The 17,259-nt window shown below is 70.4% G+C and carries 14 protein-coding genes and 1 pseudogene; 3 read left to right on the forward strand and 12 right to left on the reverse strand.

Annotation, left to right across the window (positions count from 1 at the left end; all coding sequences use genetic code 11):
* Window positions 1–62 precede the first annotated feature (62 nt).
* The 3 genes from HW837_RS05350 to HW837_RS05360 all read right to left on the reverse strand — a co-directional run bounded on the left by HW837_RS05350 (window position 63) and on the right by HW837_RS05360 (window position 5,304).
* Complete coding sequence (locus HW837_RS05350; RefSeq protein ID WP_313895619.1) at window positions 63–893, reverse strand: methylenetetrahydrofolate reductase; 831 nt, start codon at window positions 891–893, stop codon at window positions 63–65.
* Window positions 894–964: 71 nt separating this feature from the next.
* Complete coding sequence (locus tag HW837_RS05355) at window positions 965–2,341, reverse strand: aminomethyl transferase family protein (RefSeq protein ID WP_313895618.1); 1,377 nt, start codon at window positions 2,339–2,341, stop codon at window positions 965–967.
* 2,024 nt (window positions 2,342–4,365) lie between these two features.
* Entirely contained in the window at window positions 4,366–5,304 is a 939-nt protein-coding gene (locus HW837_RS05360; RefSeq protein ID WP_313895617.1) for an alpha/beta hydrolase, read from the reverse strand.
* Window positions 5,305–5,307: 3 nt separating this feature from the next.
* On the opposite strand from HW837_RS05360, the gene HW837_RS05365 reads away from it, so the two are divergent.
* Both HW837_RS05365 and HW837_RS05370 read left to right on the forward strand, forming a co-directional pair.
* Complete coding sequence (locus HW837_RS05365) at window positions 5,308–5,760, forward strand: helix-turn-helix transcriptional regulator (protein WP_313895616.1); 453 nt, start codon at window positions 5,308–5,310, stop codon at window positions 5,758–5,760.
* Between the two features lie 305 nt (window positions 5,761–6,065).
* A complete protein-coding gene (locus tag HW837_RS05370) occupies window positions 6,066–6,890 on the forward strand; it encodes an SDR family oxidoreductase (protein WP_193382323.1) in 825 nt (274 codons plus the stop codon).
* Between the two features lie 248 nt (window positions 6,891–7,138).
* Here the strand turns inward: HW837_RS05370 and HW837_RS05375 are convergent, their stop codons facing one another.
* A complete protein-coding gene (locus HW837_RS05375; protein WP_193381459.1) occupies window positions 7,139–7,699 on the reverse strand; it encodes a gamma carbonic anhydrase family protein in 561 nt (186 codons plus the stop codon).
* Window positions 7,700–7,991: 292 nt separating this feature from the next.
* Here HW837_RS05375 and HW837_RS05380 point away from each other — a divergent pair, with 292 nt between their 5' ends.
* Window positions 7,992–8,825, forward strand: coding sequence for a PaaX family transcriptional regulator (locus HW837_RS05380; protein ID WP_313895615.1), 834 nt, complete (start codon window positions 7,992–7,994; stop codon window positions 8,823–8,825).
* Window positions 8,826–8,891: 66 nt separating this feature from the next.
* On the opposite strand, the pseudogene HW837_RS05385 reads toward HW837_RS05380, so the two are convergent.
* The 8 genes and pseudogenes from HW837_RS05385 to HW837_RS05420 all read right to left on the reverse strand — a co-directional run.
* A pseudogene (locus HW837_RS05385) lies at window positions 8,892–9,275 on the reverse strand (3-hydroxyacyl-CoA dehydrogenase family protein); the annotation flags it as partial.
* A complete protein-coding gene (locus HW837_RS48440) occupies window positions 9,254–9,400 on the reverse strand; it encodes a hypothetical protein (protein ID WP_237270017.1) in 147 nt (48 codons plus the stop codon). The pseudogene HW837_RS05385 and the gene HW837_RS48440, both read right to left, overlap by 22 nt.
* 20 nt (window positions 9,401–9,420) lie before the next feature.
* A complete protein-coding gene (gene fdxA / locus HW837_RS05395; RefSeq protein WP_193381457.1) occupies window positions 9,421–9,762 on the reverse strand; it encodes a ferredoxin in 342 nt (113 codons plus the stop codon).
* Window positions 9,763–9,778: 16 nt separating this feature from the next.
* Window positions 9,779–10,795 carry an NAD(P)/FAD-dependent oxidoreductase gene (locus HW837_RS05400; protein WP_193381456.1) on the reverse strand — a complete coding sequence of 339 codons (1,017 nt, stop codon included), beginning with the start codon at window positions 10,793–10,795 and terminating at the stop codon, window positions 9,779–9,781.
* 110 nt (window positions 10,796–10,905) lie between these two features.
* Window positions 10,906–12,498, reverse strand: coding sequence for a benzoate-CoA ligase family protein (locus tag HW837_RS05405; protein ID WP_193381455.1), 1,593 nt, complete (start codon window positions 12,496–12,498; stop codon window positions 10,906–10,908).
* Between the two features lie 11 nt (window positions 12,499–12,509).
* Window positions 12,510–13,931: a benzoyl-CoA 2,3-epoxidase subunit BoxB gene (gene boxB, locus HW837_RS05410; protein WP_193381454.1), complete on the reverse strand. Its 1,422-nt coding sequence runs from the start codon at window positions 13,929–13,931 to the stop codon at window positions 12,510–12,512.
* A gap of 4 nt (window positions 13,932–13,935) precedes the next feature.
* Window positions 13,936–15,603: a 2,3-epoxybenzoyl-CoA dihydrolase gene (gene boxC, locus HW837_RS05415; protein WP_193381453.1), complete on the reverse strand. Its 1,668-nt coding sequence runs from the start codon at window positions 15,601–15,603 to the stop codon at window positions 13,936–13,938.
* A 359-nt stretch (window positions 15,604–15,962) separates the two neighbouring features.
* Entirely contained in the window at window positions 15,963–16,847 is an 885-nt protein-coding gene (locus tag HW837_RS05420) for a LysR family transcriptional regulator (RefSeq protein WP_196789974.1), read from the reverse strand.
* Window positions 16,848–17,259: the final 412 nt, after the last annotated feature.

Below are 17,259 nucleotides of genomic sequence, written 5' to 3' on the forward strand. Positions count from 1 at the left end.
GGCGACTCCGGTTTGATGGGCAGGGTGAGTACGCGCCGGCACAGTGCTGGTCGCGGCGTCGGTCATGTCAGGTCCGAGAGAAGACGCCGGCGCCACGCCTCGGTCGGCGCGAGATCGTTGAAGGTGAAGACGTGGAACCCGGCGACGGCGTCGTCGGCCTCCCCGAGATGGGGCGCGAGCCCCGAGAGCAAGGCGTCCGGCCGATAGCCGCCGGGGAGGAAGAAGCGCCGGAGCAGGGTCTGCTGCTTCTTCAGGAACTTCGCCGACTCCCCGAGGCCCAGTCCGCCTGCGACGCGCAACAGCTTCTGCCGGTGGACGGCACCGGGGAGGCCGACGTGGACCGGCAGGTTGACGTCGTAGGCGCGGACCCGGTGGATCCACGCCAGGATGGCTCGGGGATCGAAGACGATCTGCGTCGTGATGTGCGTGGCGAGCGGCGCCTTGTCCGCCAGCGCCTGCATCAGCACCTGCTCCGATACGTCCGGATGGCCCTCGGGATGACCGCCGATCCCGATGTCGGTGAAGCCGTGGTCCAGTTCGTGCACCGCCCGTAGCAGCGCCAGAGCGTCGGCGAACGCCGTCGTCGTGGCGGTACGGTCGCCTCCGACCACGAACACGCCGGTGATACCGGCGTCGCGGCACCTGCCGACGAGACCGGCCAGGTGCTGGTGGTCCCTCACTTGCTGGGCCGACAGGTGCGGTGACACGGCATAACCGTGGCCCGCGAGCGCGACCGCCAGGTCGATGGTCGCGTCCTGTCCCTTGGCCGGTGAGGCGGTCACGGTGAGCGGAACGTCGGTCGGGACGTGGTCGCGGACGGCCTGCTCGGTCTTGGCGAACGGGATGACCTCGTAGCCGAGACCCCTCACGGCCCGGACAAGGTCAGCGCGCACGATCACGTCGTGCTGGGAGTGGAGTCGGTTCACGGTCGGCCTCTCGGATGGGGGGCGAGTGGTCCGGCACATCAGTGCTGAGCCGGCGGCCGGTTCCGTACCGTGGCCCGGATGGTGGTCTGCACGTGGTGGGGTTCGCTGAGCGGCCGGCCGGCTCCGCCGTCGGGCTCGCCCCACAGGACCTCGACGCGGTCGCCGTCGGTCAAGGACTCGTCGAGGATGGCGATGGTCACCACGCGCCCGACGTTGACGGTGTAGCCACCCCACGTGGACAGGCCCACGAGGCGATCGCCCTGCATCACGCTGTCCAGGTAGATCGTGGCGGGGTTCAGGTTGGGCAGGCTGAGCAGCTTGGGTCGGGGACCGTCTCCGAAGAAGCCGGCCCGGACCACCTCCATGACGTCGTCGGTGTCCCACTCCAGCCAGCGCTTGAGGCGCTTGGGTCCCTGGGCCGCCTGCTCGAGGGCTGTGCGGCCGATGAAGTCGTGGTCGAGCTTGACGATGGAGCCGTAGCCCAGCTCCCAGGGGTAGAAGTAGTAGTCCTGGATGTCGTCCGAGACGTAACTGCCCTCGATGGTGATCATGCCCTCCATCCCGAAACCGGGCAGGTGCTGCCGGTAGGCGGCCGTCTCCGGGGAGCTGTAGACGGCGGACGGGACGGCGGGGATCCACCCGGACTCGACCGTCGAGGACAGGTAGGACACGGCCCCGCCCTGGCGCAGGCCGCTCTGCGCGCCGGCGTACAACAGCGTCTCCAGGACGCGGGGGCCGTGCTCCACCGGGCCGAAGAGCTCCAGGCCGGTGTACTCCTCGCCCGGCACGCCCGCCATCGTGTGGTTCAGGGCGCGAACCGGGGTCCCCGCGATCTCGAAGGAGCCCATGCGGAAGAACGGAATGCGATCGATCGGGCCGCCGACGGCGCGTTCCAGGATCTCCTGGGTGCGAGGGCCGTTGAGCTGGTATCGGTAGTGCTGTCGGCGGCCCAGCGGGTTGTAGACCGACGCCGGGTCCACGCTGAACTCGACGTCGTAGTCGCCCTGTTGAGCTTGGAACTGCACCCAGTTGGCCGCCTGGGGGACACCGACCAAGCTCAGGTGGTCCTCCTCGAGGCCGAACAGGATGCAGTCGCCGATGTAGCGGCCGTCCGGCCCGACGGCGACGAACTGCTTGGCGCGGTCGCGGCCGAGGGTTGCCGGGCTGTTGACGCCGGTGTCGCTGATCAAGCGCTTCACGTCGGGCCCAGTGATGTGCACCTCGGTCATGTGGTGGGACTGGTCGAACAGGACGCAAGCGTTCTTCCAGGCCCACTGCTCGTTGTGCCAGCTCGTGTACTCCTGGGCGTAGGTGAACGGGTAGTGCGTGGCGGGATTGGTCCGCAGCATCGCCAGCGGGCCCCCGCTGCGGTCGATGCGCTGCTGCAGGGTCTCGACGTGCGGTTGGTCGGTCACGGGGTGCCTCCTGGGTGGGTGGTGGTCGGCGGGGCGCCGGGGTCGCTGCGACGAGATGCCGGGCAGTGCGTCGCGCTGGAGCGCGCGGAGAGGGCACCGCCCGGGCCTGGCATGCTCGGGGCGACTCCGTTCACTGGTCACCCGCCGCGGAGGTCCTCGTTCACGCAGCGGTTGCGCTGACGGCCGGGGCCGATGATGGAGCTGCCGGCGACGTCGACGGCAGAGAAGAAGCGGCCGCCGTGGTGGGCACCGTTTCCCGGCCGGAGACCCTCAAGGACGAGGTCCTGGAGCCGCACCCGTGAAGGACCATCTCGTCGGCGGCCAGTCCTGCGTCACCTCGCCGTTGACCTGTAGGACGATCCGCACGGCGTCGCGGTCGGCCAAGGGCGCCGGCACGACGAATGGCCCGAACGGCTCGGCGCGGCATGTAATGGTTTCAGGCACCGGTCCGTCGCCGAACTGAGCGGCGAACAGCGACGTGAACGCTGTTTCCGGCGACGAAGCCGAGCGGCGGCTTCATCCCCATCGGCGGCATCGGCGACCTGCTCCGCACCCCTGGGGAACTGGGCTGGTCCTGTGGCGTCGACCTGCACGGCCGCGACTTCCTCCGCCGCGACGCGCTTCTCACCCAGGCGGCTGACGGCGGTCCGCGCCGGTTCGCCGGGCTGGTCGGGAACACCGAGGAGCCGCATCCCGTGCTCGGCACAGGCGGCCGTCGGGGCGGCCCGGACGGTGTTGACGTCGTAGCTGTCGCCCCAAGTCCGGTACAGGATTCCCTCCGCGGGTGGACCGAAGGTTGCCAGGCGGTCCAGGTCCCAGCGGCCGTCCCGGCGGGCCGGCTGCGCGGCGAAGCGGCTGCGCGGCCGTTGTGACCCGCTCGCGTCAGCGGCGACCTGCGCGGGAGGCACAGGGGTCCCTTCGGATACCACCATCGTCGTCTTCTCCTGGGGCGGGCTGCCGTCCGACTCTCGGCCGGGCGGCAGGAGGTGGGGTGGGGCCGCCGGCGACGCGCCGGGCTTTCGGTGCCTGCTCGTCCCGCCGACGTCGTTGATAGTGACAACAGCCGCACCGATGCGGAATGGTCGAACTGGTATGCCACCAATCCACAGGACGGATGGCGAGCCACCGACGTCCTCCTACTGAGCCGCCTACCGGACCCCAGCCAGCGGACCAGCTCCAAGCCTCGGTCCACGTGCGCCGTGAGGCGCCGACCCGCGACGAGTGCGGCGCCGACCCGGTTGCGGCGGCGCTTCGTTGAGGACCTGCTCGCCCGCTTCGACCGCGCCTACGAGCTCACGTCGTTCGCCGCCACTCTGCTGGTCCGGCTGTGGACGTGGTCGACGTCAAGGCCCTGATCCGGCGCGACGACGCGATCACCCTGCCGCGGGAGGCCGTCCGCGGCTGTCCCAGCGAGCCCTTGGTCCAGGTCCGCTGAGTCTGCGTGGTGGCGGAGTCCGACGACAGCGTGGACAACGAGTTGCCGTCCGCCGACCTGGCCCCTCGTCACCACCTACAGTGGGCACACCCCGCTCCCCTACGCGCCCTTGCGCGGGATGCACCCGATTTCGCCGGTTGATGACGATGGCGCCGCGGCGCCTCCAGGATCGCGAACACCTGGTGGCGCTGAACCGGCCACGCCGGGATTCCCGCCCGGGCGGGAGGGAGCCGGAGTTGTTCACGGCGGTCTGATGCTGCGTCAGCACGACGCGGCCCTCCAGCTCCGCTGCCCGCCAATCGGCGCTGCGCGAAGTCGACGGCGCCGCCCGAGGTTCACACGTCGCGCCACCGAGCCGTGGCCGCGCAGGCCACCGACGCGAGCGTGCCACCCCCGGTTCCTCGTGTTCGACGTGGGCCGCTCTGCCCGGCTCGCCGTACCGCTGGTGCACGCGGGGCGGGCGCCTCCGCCTGGCACGCCCGCCGGTGCCCCGCCTGTCGAAGTGTGGCGTCAAGCCGTCGGGAAAGCAGGTGGTCACCGGGCCCGTCGGCGCGTTTCCAGACTCACTCTGCCACCGTGAAAAGTGCTGCTACGCCGCCGAGCGCACACGCAGTCCTCGCCGGAGGCCGTCCAGCACACCTGCGAGCATCGCCTGGCTGATCGCCGTGCCGGGGAGCCCTGCGGAGCCGTGGAACGTTCCCGGGTAGAGGTGGAGCTCGGTGGAGACCCCCGCCTGTACCAACCGCTGCGCGTAGCTGATCCCTTCGTCCCGCAGGGGGTCGAACTCGCAGACGTAGACGAACGCCGGCGGCAACCCCGAGAGGTCCGCGGCACGGGCCGGGGCCGCATACGCGGGGATGTCGGGGCCTCCGAGGCGGCCTTCGCCGCCCAGGTAGTGGCTCCAGCAGATCTCGGCGATGGGGCGGTTCCACACCGGGGTGTCGGTGAAGGCCCGCATCGACGGTGTCTCCACCCGGTCGTCCAGCATCGGAACGCCCAGGTACTGCATGCGGAGCGCCGGACCACCGCGGTCCCGGGCCATCAGGGCCACGGCCGTGGCGAGCCCGCCGCCCGCGCTGTCGCCGCCGATGGCCAGTCGGGCCGGGTCGATGCCCAGCTCCGTCGCGTGCCCGGCCGTCCAGACCAGTGCGGCGAAGGAGTCCTCCAGTCCGGCCGGGAAGGGATGCTCGGGCGCGAGCCGGTAGTCCACCGAGACCACCACCGCGCCGACCTGGTCGGCGATCCGCAGCAGGTCGGAGTGGCAGAAGTCCGGACTGCCGAGCACATAGCCGCCGCCGTGCAGGTACACCAGGCCGGGCAGGCCGCTGCCCGCCGCTTCGGCCCCGGCCGGGGCGTAGATCCGGACCGGGACCTGCGCTGCGCCGTCAGGCCCCGGGACAACAGCGGCACGGACGTCGACCGGCCGGTCCGGCTCGTACATGGGAAGGTTCGCCGTCATCGCCTTCTCGGCCGCGCGGGCGGCGGCGATGTCGGAAAACGGCAGGACGCCCGCGAGCCGCGCCGTCACACCGTGGACCCGTACGGGCTGGTCAGCAAGGCAGGCGTCTGGTACCTGGTCGCCGACCGGGACGGTGAGCCCCGGCTGTTCCGCGCCGACCGCGTCGAGGCCGCCGCGGTCACCGACGAACCCGCGCACCGCCGCCCCGGCCAGAACCTGGCCACCGTCTGGGCCCTACTGCGCGCACGCTTCGAGAGCCTGCCGGACGGCATCCGCGTCCACTGCCGCGTACGCCGCGAGCAACTGGAGATCTTCCAGCGCCTGTTCGCCTCCCAGCTGGTCGCCCCGCCCCACCCCATGGAGGACGGCTGGGCCCGTGCGGAACTCGCCTTCCGCGAACTACCCGACGTACGCGGCCTGCTCTCCCTGGGCGCCGCCGTCGAGGTCCTCGACCCGCCCGTGGCCCGCGCCGAACTCGCCGCCGTGGCCGCGGAACTCGCTGCGCTCTACCGGGTGCGAGTCTGACGCCACCGGCAGACCTGCGCCGAACGGCAGGTCACCAAGGAAACCGCCACCGTCCGCACCTTGCGGATCTCGAACTCCATCTCACCCCTTGAACTGGGGTGTTGCGACGACTCCCAGAACCCAGGCTTCCGGTGGGGCCTCACCGTCTCAGCCGCGCTCTCCCTCGCCTCTGCTCGCCGGCTCTCCGCCGTCCTCGCCACTCTTACTGTCCACAAGCGTCGATATCGCGACTCGACTTGATACTCGGTATCAGTCCGATGTACGGTCTTCCCATAAGACTTCACCTCGAAGGAGAGAGCTTTCCCATGAGCAAGACCTGGTTCGTCACCGGTTCCTCGCGTGGCTTCGGTCGTCAGTTCGTCCAGGCGGCCCTGGAGCGTGGTGACAAGGTCGCGGCCACCGCCCGCAACGCCGACTCCCTGGCGGATCTGGTGGCCGCCCACGGCGAGGCGGTCCTGCCGCTGACGCTGGACGTCACCGACAAGGCCGCCGCATTCGAGGCCGTCAAGCAGGCACACGAGCACTTCGGCCGCCTGGACGTGATCGTCAACAACGCCGGACACGGCCTGTTCGGCGCGGTCGAGGAGCTGACGGAACAGCAGGTCCGCGACCAGATGGAGACCAACTTCTACGGCGCCCTGTGGGTCACCCAGGCCGCCCTGCCCCTCCTGCGGGCCCAGGGCAGCGGCCACATCGTGCAGATCTCCACGGTCGGCGGCGTCACCTCCTTCCCCAACCTGGGCGGCTACAACGCCTCCAAGTGGGCCCTGGAAGGCCTGACCGAAGCCCTCGCCCAGGAGGTCGCCGGCTTCGGCATCAAGGTCACCCTCGTCGAGCCCGGCGGCTTCGAAACCGACTGGGCCGGCTCCTCCGCCACCTTCGCCACACAGCTGCCCGCCTACGACGACCTGCGCACCGCCGTCGCCGCCGCCTGGAGCGACGTCAAGTCCGGAGACCCCGCCGCAACCGGCCCCGCCCTGCTGAAGATCGTCGACGCCGACAACCCGCCCCTGCGCGTCTTCTTCGGCACCGCCCCCCTCCACCTCGTCCCCCACATCTACGCCGAGCGCCTCAAGACCTGGCAGGAATGGGCCGACATCTCCACCCAGGCCCAAGGCAACCCCGCATAACCCGCGCGACGGCAGCACCCGCCAGGTCCGCCGGCCACCCCCCACACTCACGGGAGCGGCCGGCGGACCTACACACGCCCACAACGAACAACCCTTGGCCGTCACCATGCGCAGCAGCGGCCTGCCGCCGCCGATCGCGGCGAGCGTCGCCGGCGCACCGACGGCCACTCAGGCGGCGACTCGCCCCCCCGGAGCCGTTCACGATGACGCCGGCCGCCGGGCCTTGCTCTTCTCTCGTCGATTTCCGCTCACCTTGAACCAGGTGAGCGTTCATCCACCCGGCAGTCCGAAGAGCTGCGGTCGATGCGCCTGAGGTCGCGCCGATGGCGCGCGCCCGCCTCGACGTAGGTGCGTACGGCGTACTCCACCCATGAGGGATCGACTTCCCCCTCGCGCAGCCGGACCGGAACCCCCAGGGCCATGGCCCTGGGCGGGATCTCGAGGTCCTCCGGAACCAGTGCGGCGGCGCCGACCACGGCCCCCTCGTGCACGATGGCCCGATTGAGGACCACAGAGCCGGAGCCGATGAGACAGTGGCGCTCCACCGTGCATCCCTCCAGGTGGGCGTTGTGGCCGACCACGCACTCGGGGCCGATCACGGTCGGCCACTGCTCGGTGGTGTGCAGGACGGCGCCGTCCTGGATGCTGGTGCGGGCGCCCACCTCGATGCGTCCACCGAGGTCTCCGCGCAGGACAGCACCGGGCCAGACGCTGGCTTCCGCGCCGATCGACACGCTCCCGATCACGACGGCGTCGGGGTGGACGAAGGCGCTGGAATGAATGTCCGGCTCATCAGGCCCGAGGGGCATAGACCGGCATGACCGCCACCTCGCTCGCCTGTCGGGCCGATCACCCGCCGACCCGATAAACACTCTACTGATAATTCACTTTGCGACAAGATAATGTATAAGTAAAGAGCGGCCCTCCCCGCTCCCCCGCCGAAGCGCCCGGATACGCTGATGAAACCGGTGCCACGCGACGGCGTGACACCGCAGGACGGCCTGGCAGCAAGGGAAGTGAGGGACCATGGTGGATGCCGCGTCGCGCGGGCCCCGCCGGAGCACCCGCACCGGCCATGTCCCCGCAACAGGTGCGCGGCCGGTGGTCAGCCGGCGCCGGGAGATCGGTGACGTCAGCGCACGGTCGCTGCTGATGACCATGCTCGGCGAGTACGTGCTCCCCCAGGGCCGCCCGGTGTGGACCTCGGCGTTGGTGGACGCGCTGGCGAAGTTCGACGTCGAGGAGAAGTCGGCCCGCCAGGCGCTGGCCCGCACCGCCGCCGAGGGATGGCTGGCCTCCGAGCGAGTCGGACGCCGGGTGCGCTGGGCGCTCACCCCGCCGGGGCGGCGCCTGCTGACCGAGGGCGCGCGGCGCATCTACGACTTCGGCGGCGGCGAGCGCACCTGGGACGACATCTGGCTGATGGTGCTGGTTTCGGTGCCTGAGACCAAGCGGGATCTACGCCACCAGGTGCGCACCCGGCTCAACTGGGCCGGCTTCGGCTCCCCGGAGCCCGGCGTGTGGATCACACCACACGCCGACCGCGAGGCGGAGGCGCTCAGCGTGCTGAAGGAACTGGGGCTCGCCGACGACGCGATGTCCTTCACCGCCGCCTACGGAGCTGTGGGCAGCGAGGCGGTCATGGTGGCCCGCGCCTGGGACCTCAGCGACGTGGAGGAACGCTACGAGGCGTTCATCGACGAGTTCACCGGCCTGCGCCCCGCCGACGGCGACGCCATGCTGCACACCCAGACCATGCTGGTGCACGAATGGCGCCGCTTCCCCTTCCTCGACCCGCGGCTTCCACCGAAGCTGCTGCCGGCCAACTGGAGCGGCGCCAAGGCGGCCGACCTCTTCCACAGCAGGCACGCCGAATGGAGCCCGGCGGCGCTGGAGCGGTGGAATGAGCTGACCGGGAGTCACGGCCAGGCCTGAGGCACCTGGAGGCGCCACACGGCCCCGGAGAAGTCCACGGGGCCCGCAGGGATCACGCGCCGCTCCAGTTCGGAAACCCCTGCCGGTCTTCCGGCCGAGCTCCACCACGGCGACCTGCTCCAGCAGGTTCCTTGGCGGTTCGAAGCGAGGGCCGTACGTCTTGGCCAGGTGCCGGGCGATGTCGAGGCGGACGTCGAGTCCGACGAGGTCGCTCAGCCGCAGTGGCCACGTCGGGTGGCGATGACCCAGCTGCATCGCACGGTCTACGCCCTCGGCCGAGGCCACGCCCTTCTCGAGTATCCGCGTGGCCTCCAGGCCGATCGCCGCCCCGAGGCAGCTGGTGGCGAAACCCGGTGCGTCGCGGACGACGATGTCTGCTGCGAAGGGGCCGCCGGGTCGCCGCAGCGGCGCGGCCAGATCGTCGACGCTCAGCCCGCTGGTGTTGCCGGCCGGCCCCACCGGCCGTCGTTCCTCGGCTTCGGCGAGGTGTCCGCCCACTCGAACCAGGCCGGCTTGAGCGTGGACAGTCTCGGAGCGTGGACGTGCGCGTCGACCACGCTCTCACCGTCGCTCACGGCGCTCCCCGCTCGGGTGCTCAGCCGCGCGAGGCGTACGCGGCGACGAGTTCGGTGTCCGCGCCGACCGCGCCGTGGCCCGTGGCGCCTCCGGGCGCGCCGATCGGCTCGTCCCGGCCCGGCAGCGGTTCGGCGAAGAACCGCTTGTTGTCGGTGACGAAGTCCTTCAGCTCCGGTGGCACCCGGCGGTCCTGCGCGATCGCCTGCACCGGGCAGACGGGCTCGCAGTTGCCGCAGTCGATGCATTCCAGCGGGTTGATGTAGAGCTTGCGGTCGCCTTCGTAGATGCAGTCGACGGGGCACTCCTCCATGCAGGAGCGGTCCATGACGTCGATGCACGGTTCGGCGATGACGTAGGGCATGAGGGCCTTTTCCGTGCTAGGCGGCGGTCGCAGCCGCTGTGGGAACGTCGGTGGAGTGGCCGGGGAACACCGGCTGTTCGGGGTCGATGTGGTGCGCGGCGTTGTTGACGGCGGTCGCCGCCTCGCCGAGGCCCACCGCGATCAGCCGCACCTTGCCGGGGTAGTCGTTGATGTCGCCGGCCGCGTATATCCCGGGGACGGACGTCCGCATGGCCGAGTCGACCGGGATGTGGCGCCGGTTCGCGATGTCGAGGCCCCAGCCGAGGAGCGGTCCGAGGTTGGCGGTGAAGCCGAGTGCGGCGATGATCCGCCGGCAGGACAGGCGGTGAGTCCGCCCGTCGCGCTGCGTGATCTCGACGGCCTCGAGGCGCCGTCCGTCGCCCACGGCACCGGTCAGCTCGGCCTCGGTGATGATCTCCACGCCGAGGGCTTGTACGGCGGCCACCGTGGCAGGGTGTGCGCGGAAGGCTTCGCGTCGGTGGACCAGGGTGACGGACGCGGCCAGCGGGTGCAGGGTGAGGGCCCAGTCGAAGGCGCTGTCCCCGCCGCCGACGATCACCACGTCATGGCCCGCGTACTCCTCCGGCCGGCGCACGAAGTACGCCAGCCCGGCCCCCTCGTACGCGGCGGCGGCCGACAGCGGGCGGGGGGTGAAGGTGCCGATGCCGCCCGTGACGAGCACGGACCTGGCCCGCACCCGCACGCCCTGGTGCGTGGTCACGGCGAAGCCGCGCTCGGCGGTCCGTTCCAGCGTCTCGGCCCGGTGACCGAGCAGGTAGTGCGGGTCGTAGGGTGCCGCCTGCTCCAGGAGCCGGTCGACAAGCTCCCGTCCCCGCACTGCGGGGAACCCGGCGATGTCGAAGATCAGCTTCTCCGGGTACATGGCGTTGATCTGGCCGCCCGGCTCTGGCAGCGAGTCCAGCACGGTCACCGACAGACCGCGGAAACCGGCGTAGTAGGTGGCGAAGAGACCAGTGGGGCCGGCGCCGACGATGAGCAGATCCGTGCTGTGATCCGCAGGCGGCGGGGACATGCGCGTCCTCCTTGTCGCATGGTGGAATCAGCCCTCCGGCGGAGGGTTGTCAGCCTCTCCGGCGTCCGAGGAGAGGGGGTCCGGGGCGTAGGGGCGAAGACGCCGTCGGCTCAACCCCGGGACACCGGTGACGCGGGCGACTCTGCCCACGACCCGTCACGCGCCATCGCCCGCAGCACATTGCGGCGGATCTTCCCCGTGGGCGTACGCGGCAGCTCCGGCAGCCCGATCACCCCGCGCGGTCGCTTGAACGCGGCCAGGCCCTCCCGGCACCAGGCGACGAGCGCCTCCGCATCGACCTCTCGGCCGGGCTTCGGCACCACACACGCGACCGGCTTGTCCAGACCGTCAGCGTCCGGTATGCCCACTACGGCGACCTCGGCCACGTCCGGGTGAGCGAGGAGGCGTTCCTCCACCTCGGCCGGGGCGACCCAGATGCCGCCCGCCTTGAGCAGGTCGTTGGTGCGGCCCATGCAGGTATAGGTGCCGTCGACGTTGCGGAGGTAGGTGTCGCCGGTGCGCACCCAGTCGCCGAGGAAGACCTGGCGGGTGGTCCCGGCCCGGCACCAGTAGCCGGTGGCGGCGGACTCGCCGCGGACGTAGAGCTCTCCGGGGGCCCCGTCGCCCTCCACCACGCGGCCCTCGACGTCGCGCAGCTGCACCGTGTAGCCGGGGACGGGTTCGCCGGAGGAGCCCGGGTGGATCCTGCCCGGCCGGTTGGAGATGAAGATGTGCAGCATCTCTGTGGAGCCGATGCCGTCCAGCACCTCGACACCGAACCGTCGCCGCATCCCGTGGTACATCCGCGCGGGCAGTGCCTCACCGGCCGAGACGCCCAGCCGTACGGTCGCGAAGGCGTCGTCCGGGATGTCGGCGCTCGCGAGCAGGGGCCCGAAGAAGCTGGGCGTGCCGAACAGGACCGTGGCCCGGTCGCCACCCGCCCGCTTGGCAAACAGCGCGGCGGACGGTCTGGAGGGTTCCAGCAGTGCCGTGCCGCCAGCCGCCAGCGGGAAGAACATGGAGTTTCCGATGCCGTACGCGAAGAAGAGCTTCGCGACCGACAGGCAGCGGTCCTCGGGCCGGATGCCCAGCACCTGCCGCCCGTAGTTCTCGGCGACCACCTTGATGTCGATGTGCCGGTGCATGGCCGCCTTGGGCGTGCCCGTGGTGCCGGAGGTGTACAGCCACAGGGCGGGCGAGTCCGGCCAGGTCGGATACGGCTCGCTGTCCCCTGCCGCGTCCACCATCTGCTGCCAGGTGCGCCCCCGGATGTGGACCGGCAGTCCTGTGCAGTCATCGCCGGTCAGGACGGCGTGCTCCGCATCCGGCGCCTCCTGGAGTGCCGCCCGGACGACGGGGGCGAACTCGGCGGAGCCCAGCACGAACCGGCAACGGGAGTCCGCCATCAGCTTGCCCAGCTCGGGGCCGGTGAGCATGGTCGAGGCAGGGACGGCCACGGCGCCGATGTGGAAGGCGGCGAGGATTCCCGTGAAGAGTTCCACGTCGTCCACCATGCACAACAGGACACGCTCCTCCGGCCGTACGCCCAGGGCCCGCAGCCCGGCCGCGACCCGGCGGACCTCCGCCGCCAGCTCCTCGTAGGTCAGCGCCCGCGTGGGAGTGACCAGGGCCGTGCGGGCGCCGTTGCCCTCCCGCAGGTGCCGGTCGACCAGGTAGTCCGCCGTGTTGAACACCTCAGGCATCCTGGCTCACCTCACACCAGTCGGACGTACTCGTAGTCGAACGCCTGGCCGTTGATGCCGTTGACCGGAGGCGCGACCCAGTGGGCGATCTTCCCCCGCTCGTACACCGGCTGCATCAGCGACCGGACGAACGCCAGGTCCTCGGCGGTGGGCAGCCAGTGACGGCGGCCGGACTCCCAGATCTGCTCGTCGACGATCGTGCCGTCGGGGGCGACGTGGTGTCCGGCGGCGAGGCCGACGTTCCGGTTGAAAGCAGGGTGCGGCAGCTTAAGCCGGAAGTCGACGCCATGATCCTCCAGGATCCGGTTCCACCGCTTGAGGCCGTTCTCGCAGTCGGCGATGTACTCGTCGCGCAGGTCCAGGTTGAGGGCGAGCAGCGCGGGAACCTCCTCCCGGGACCAACTCCCGTCGGACTCCGGCCTGTCCAGAAACGCACTGTCGTCGGTGAGCCGGTGGTCGTCCTTGCGGCGCTCCTCCTGCCAGCGGCCCTTGAGCCCGGCGGTGTAGTAGTTCGCCGCGTTGGTGGAGGTCTCGCCGCCGAAGAGGTCCAGGGAGACCGTGTAGTGGAAGTTGACGTACTTCTGGATGATGTCCAGCGGGATGCCGCCGCAGGCCGCGATGTCAAGGGTGTCGTGCTCACGGATCAGCTGGGCGCTGCGGGTCACCACGCGGTCGACGCCGGTGGTGCCGACCATCATGTGGTGCGCCTCCTCCTTCAGCATGAAGGTGCAGGTCCGCGACAGCGGGTCGAAGGCGCTCTCCTTCAGCGAACCGAGCTGGTACTTGCCGTCCCGGTCGGTGAAGTACGTGAACATGTAGAAGGCCAGCCAGTCGGCGGTCTCCTCGTTGAACGCGCCCAGGATGCGCGGCGAGTCGGGGCTGCCGGAGTTGCGGAAGAGCAGCGCCTCGGCCTCCTCTCGGCCCTCCCTGCCGAAGTAGGCGTGCAGCAGGTACACCATCGCCCACAGGTGCCGGCCCTCCTCCACGTTGACCTGGAAGAGGTTGCGCAGGTCGTACAGGCTCGGCGCGGTCAGTCCCAGCAGCCGCTGCTGCTCGACCGAGGCGGGCTCGGTGTCGCCCTGGACGACGATCAGTCGCTGCAGGTCGGCGCGGTACTCGCCGGGCACCTGCTGCCAGACCGGCTGTCCCTTGTGCTCGCCGAAGGCGATACGGCGGTCGGGGTCGCGCTCGGAGAGGAAGATGCCCCACCGGTAGTCGGGCACGTTGACGTGGTCGAAGTGGGCCCACCCGTCACGTCCGACGGCCACGGCGGTGCGCAGGTAGACGCCGTGGTTCTCCAGGGTCGGGCCCATCTCGCCCCACCAGTTGAGGAACTTGGGCTGCCAGCCCTCCAGCGCCCGCTGCAGGCGCCGGTCGTCGGCGAGGGCGACGTTGTTGGGGATCCGGGAGTCGTAGTCGATCTTCGTGGCCATCGGGTCACACTCGCTTCCGGTCGTAGACCGCCTTCTGACCGGTGCCGTAGCGGCGCAGCGCGCCCTCCGGGCCGGAGGCGTTGGGGCGTATGAAGATCCAGTTCTGCCAGGCGGTGAGCCGGCCGAAGATCTTGGTCTCGAGGGTTTCCGGGCCCACGAACCGGTGGTTGGCCTCCATGCCGGTCAGCGCGTCCGGACTCAGTGCCGCCCGGCTCTCCAGGACGATGCGGATCTCGTCCTCCCAGTCGATGTCGTCGGGCGCGTCGGTGACGAGGCCGAGTTCGCGGGCCTGGGCGGGGTTCAGGGGCTGCCCGGTTTCGCGGCGCAACCAGTCGAGGTGGTCGTCCTCCTGGTAGAAGCGGGACTGGAGACGGGTCAGGCCGTTACCCATGGGGAAGGCGCCGAAGTTCGCCTCGGAGAGGGTGAGTTGGGCACGGACGTCACTGTCCGGGTCGTCCACGGGAGGGCCGTCCAGCATGTACTGGAGGTCGCAGGCGAGGGCCAGCTCCAGGAACAGCCCGGCGAAGCAGCTCCCCGGCTCGATCAGCGCGATGAGGCTACGGCTCGTGACGTCGAGCCGTTTCACGGTGCGCTTGAAGTAGTGCACGATCTCGCCCGCCAGCCAGTCGCCCTCGGCGGCGGCTGCGAGTACGGCCCGCTCATGGGCCAGTACGCGCTCGGGGTCGCCGTCCGTGCACAGCACCCACGTGCCCAGCTCGATCTCGTTCGCCCGCAGCCGCAGGATCAGATCGTCGAGCTCCCGGGTGAGGGCGAGCAGCCAACCGTCGGCGCCCTGGCCGTGGATCGCGGCGGCGTCGGCGGGAGCGTCCCCGTCGGGCCCCCGCACGGTGATGCGGACCAGGCCGAGCGGGCGGTCGTACTCGGCGCGGACGTACCGGTAGGCGATGCCGCCCTCGGTGACGTCGCGCCCCAGCGGGGTCAGCTCGACGCCCTGGGCGTCGGCCGGGCGGGAGCTGTGTTCGGCTGCTTCCCGGGCGCGTTGCTCGACAATCGTACGGAAGTCCCGGCGCGGGACGACCTCGTCGACCAGCCGCCAGTCCACCGCCGTCTTGCCGCGGACGCCGTCTGGGCGGGTGGCGAAGAGGTCGGCCAGGTCCTTGCGCACGCGCCGCTTGTCGGTGACCCGGGTGAGCCCGCCGGTGCCGGGCAGCACGCCCAGCAGCGGGACCTCGGGCAGCGCCACCGCCGAGGAGTTGTCGTCGATCAGCAAGATCCGGTCGCAGGCCAGCGCGAGCTCGTAGCCGCCCCCCGCGCAGGAGCCGTTGACGGCGGCGATGAAGGTGAGCCCGGAGTTCTCCGAGGCGTCCTCCATGCTGTTGCGGGTCTCGTTGGTGAACTTGCAGAAGTTCACCTTCCAGTGGTGCGAGGAGGCCGCCAGCATCCGGATGTTCGCCCCGGCGCAGAAGACGTTCTCCTTGGCACTGGTCAGCACCACCGAGCGCACTTCGGGGTGCTCGAACCGCAGCCGCTGGAGAGCGTCGTAGAGCTCGATGTCCACGCCCAGGTCGTAGGAGTTGAGCTTCAGCTCGTACCCGGGAACCAGGCCGCCCTGCTCGTCGACGTCCATCTCCAGCCATGCGACCGGGCCGTCGATGCTCAGCTTCCAGTGCCGGTACGCGTCCGGACTGCGGTCGAAGGACACCACCACCATGACGAGCGCCTCCTCGCGCCAGTACGGATACCGATGAACAGATCTTCTACAGAAGAATCCAAATGCGTCAAGGTTCTGTAGAACATTGGCTGGGGTGGAACATTGACCGAGGTGGACTACCGCCACTGGGTTTTCTGGGCCTCGCCCTTCTCGACGCATGTCACGAGTGCCGCGAGGAGATCGGGCTGGCGCGTGCCAGGACGGCTGCGCGGCGGCGGCTGTGAACCGCGCGAACCGTACCCCGATGACCCACGACCGCGGCAGTGGGCGGCGAACCCACGTGACGCGCACCACCGTCGGCGGCAACGGGCTCGCCGTCCGGATGCGTCGGATACCGGCATCGGCTGGGCGACGATTCGCTAGGCGACGCGTTCCGCCGCACGCCCCAGGACATCGCGGAACCATCGGTGGCCTGGATCGTCGCTCATGGTCGGGTGCCATCGCAGCGACAGGTTGAGAGGCCCGATGTCCACCGGGCTCGACAGGATCCGCACGGGCGCCACGGGTGCAAGGCGTCGCGCGAGTCTCTCCTGAAGGAAGGCGACGCGGTTGCTGCCGGCGAGCAGGAACGGGACCGAGAGGAAGCTGTCGGTCACCACCTCCACGTGCGGCTCAATGCCGTTCGACCGCAGGTGGCGCAGCGCCGGGAAGCTGGCCGGGTCGGAGTGGGTGAACTGGCTCACCCACGGCAGGAGGGCGAGTTCGGCCAGGGTCGGCTCGCTGCTGATCACGGTGTTGCTGTCGGCCACGACGCACACCCAGCGGTCGCGCAGCAGGAGCCGGCCGGGATAGCCCTGCACCAGCTCGTGCGGCAGGACCACCCCGTCGGTGTGCCGGATCAGGGCGTCGGCGTCGAGGTGGGAGCTGGTGGTGAGGGGGCGAAGGTCGAGTCCGGCGCCGGGGGCCTCCTCGGCCAGAATCCGGTTGAGTTCCTCGAACAGGATGGCGACGGTGTAGTCGGAGAGCGCGAGGGAGAACTGCCGGTTGGTCGTCGCGGGGTCGAAGTCATCGCCGAACACCCGCTCCAGCGCCTCGGTGGCCGACTCGATCCGTGACAGCAGGCTGGCGGCCAGCGGCGTGAGCTCGTAGTCCCGGCCCACCCGGATCAGCAGCTGGTCGCCGAACCGGCGACGAAGGCGGGCCAGCACCGCGCTGGTGGCGGGCTGGCTCAGGCCGACGGACTCGCCGGCCCGGGTGACGTTGCGCTCGACCAGCAGGGCACGCAGGACGGGCAGGGTCGCCACGTCCTGGTTGCGCAGTATCCGGCCTGACGGCTCTGAGGTGCGTCCACCTGCCGAGGGGCTTGGAGTCGAGTTGTACATCACCGCGGTGTCCTCCCCCGGCTTCTGTTTCAGGCGCGGTTCGGCGAGCCCACCAGCACAGCAGTGCGGCTCCGAGGGCTTCGCCGAACGACCCGCACCGGCCGATCGATGCTGAGCATCCGTTCCGTCGATGGGTCACATACAAGGCTGAGCATATCCCGGGCCTCGTGGCCCGGTTCACAATCAGATCATCCTCCGGCCGGCCCGCCCTCCGGGCTCCTTGTCGTCCGCCGGAACGGTCGGACAGACCAATGGCGAAAGGTGATCCATGACTTTTCGCCGTCCAGGTGTCGTGCGTCCCGCACGACCCAGCGTCACCGAAACGGAAACGTGA

This window comes from Streptomyces caniscabiei, assembly GCF_014930365.1.
GTDB lineage: Bacteria > Actinomycetota > Actinomycetes > Streptomycetales > Streptomycetaceae > Streptomyces > Streptomyces caniscabiei.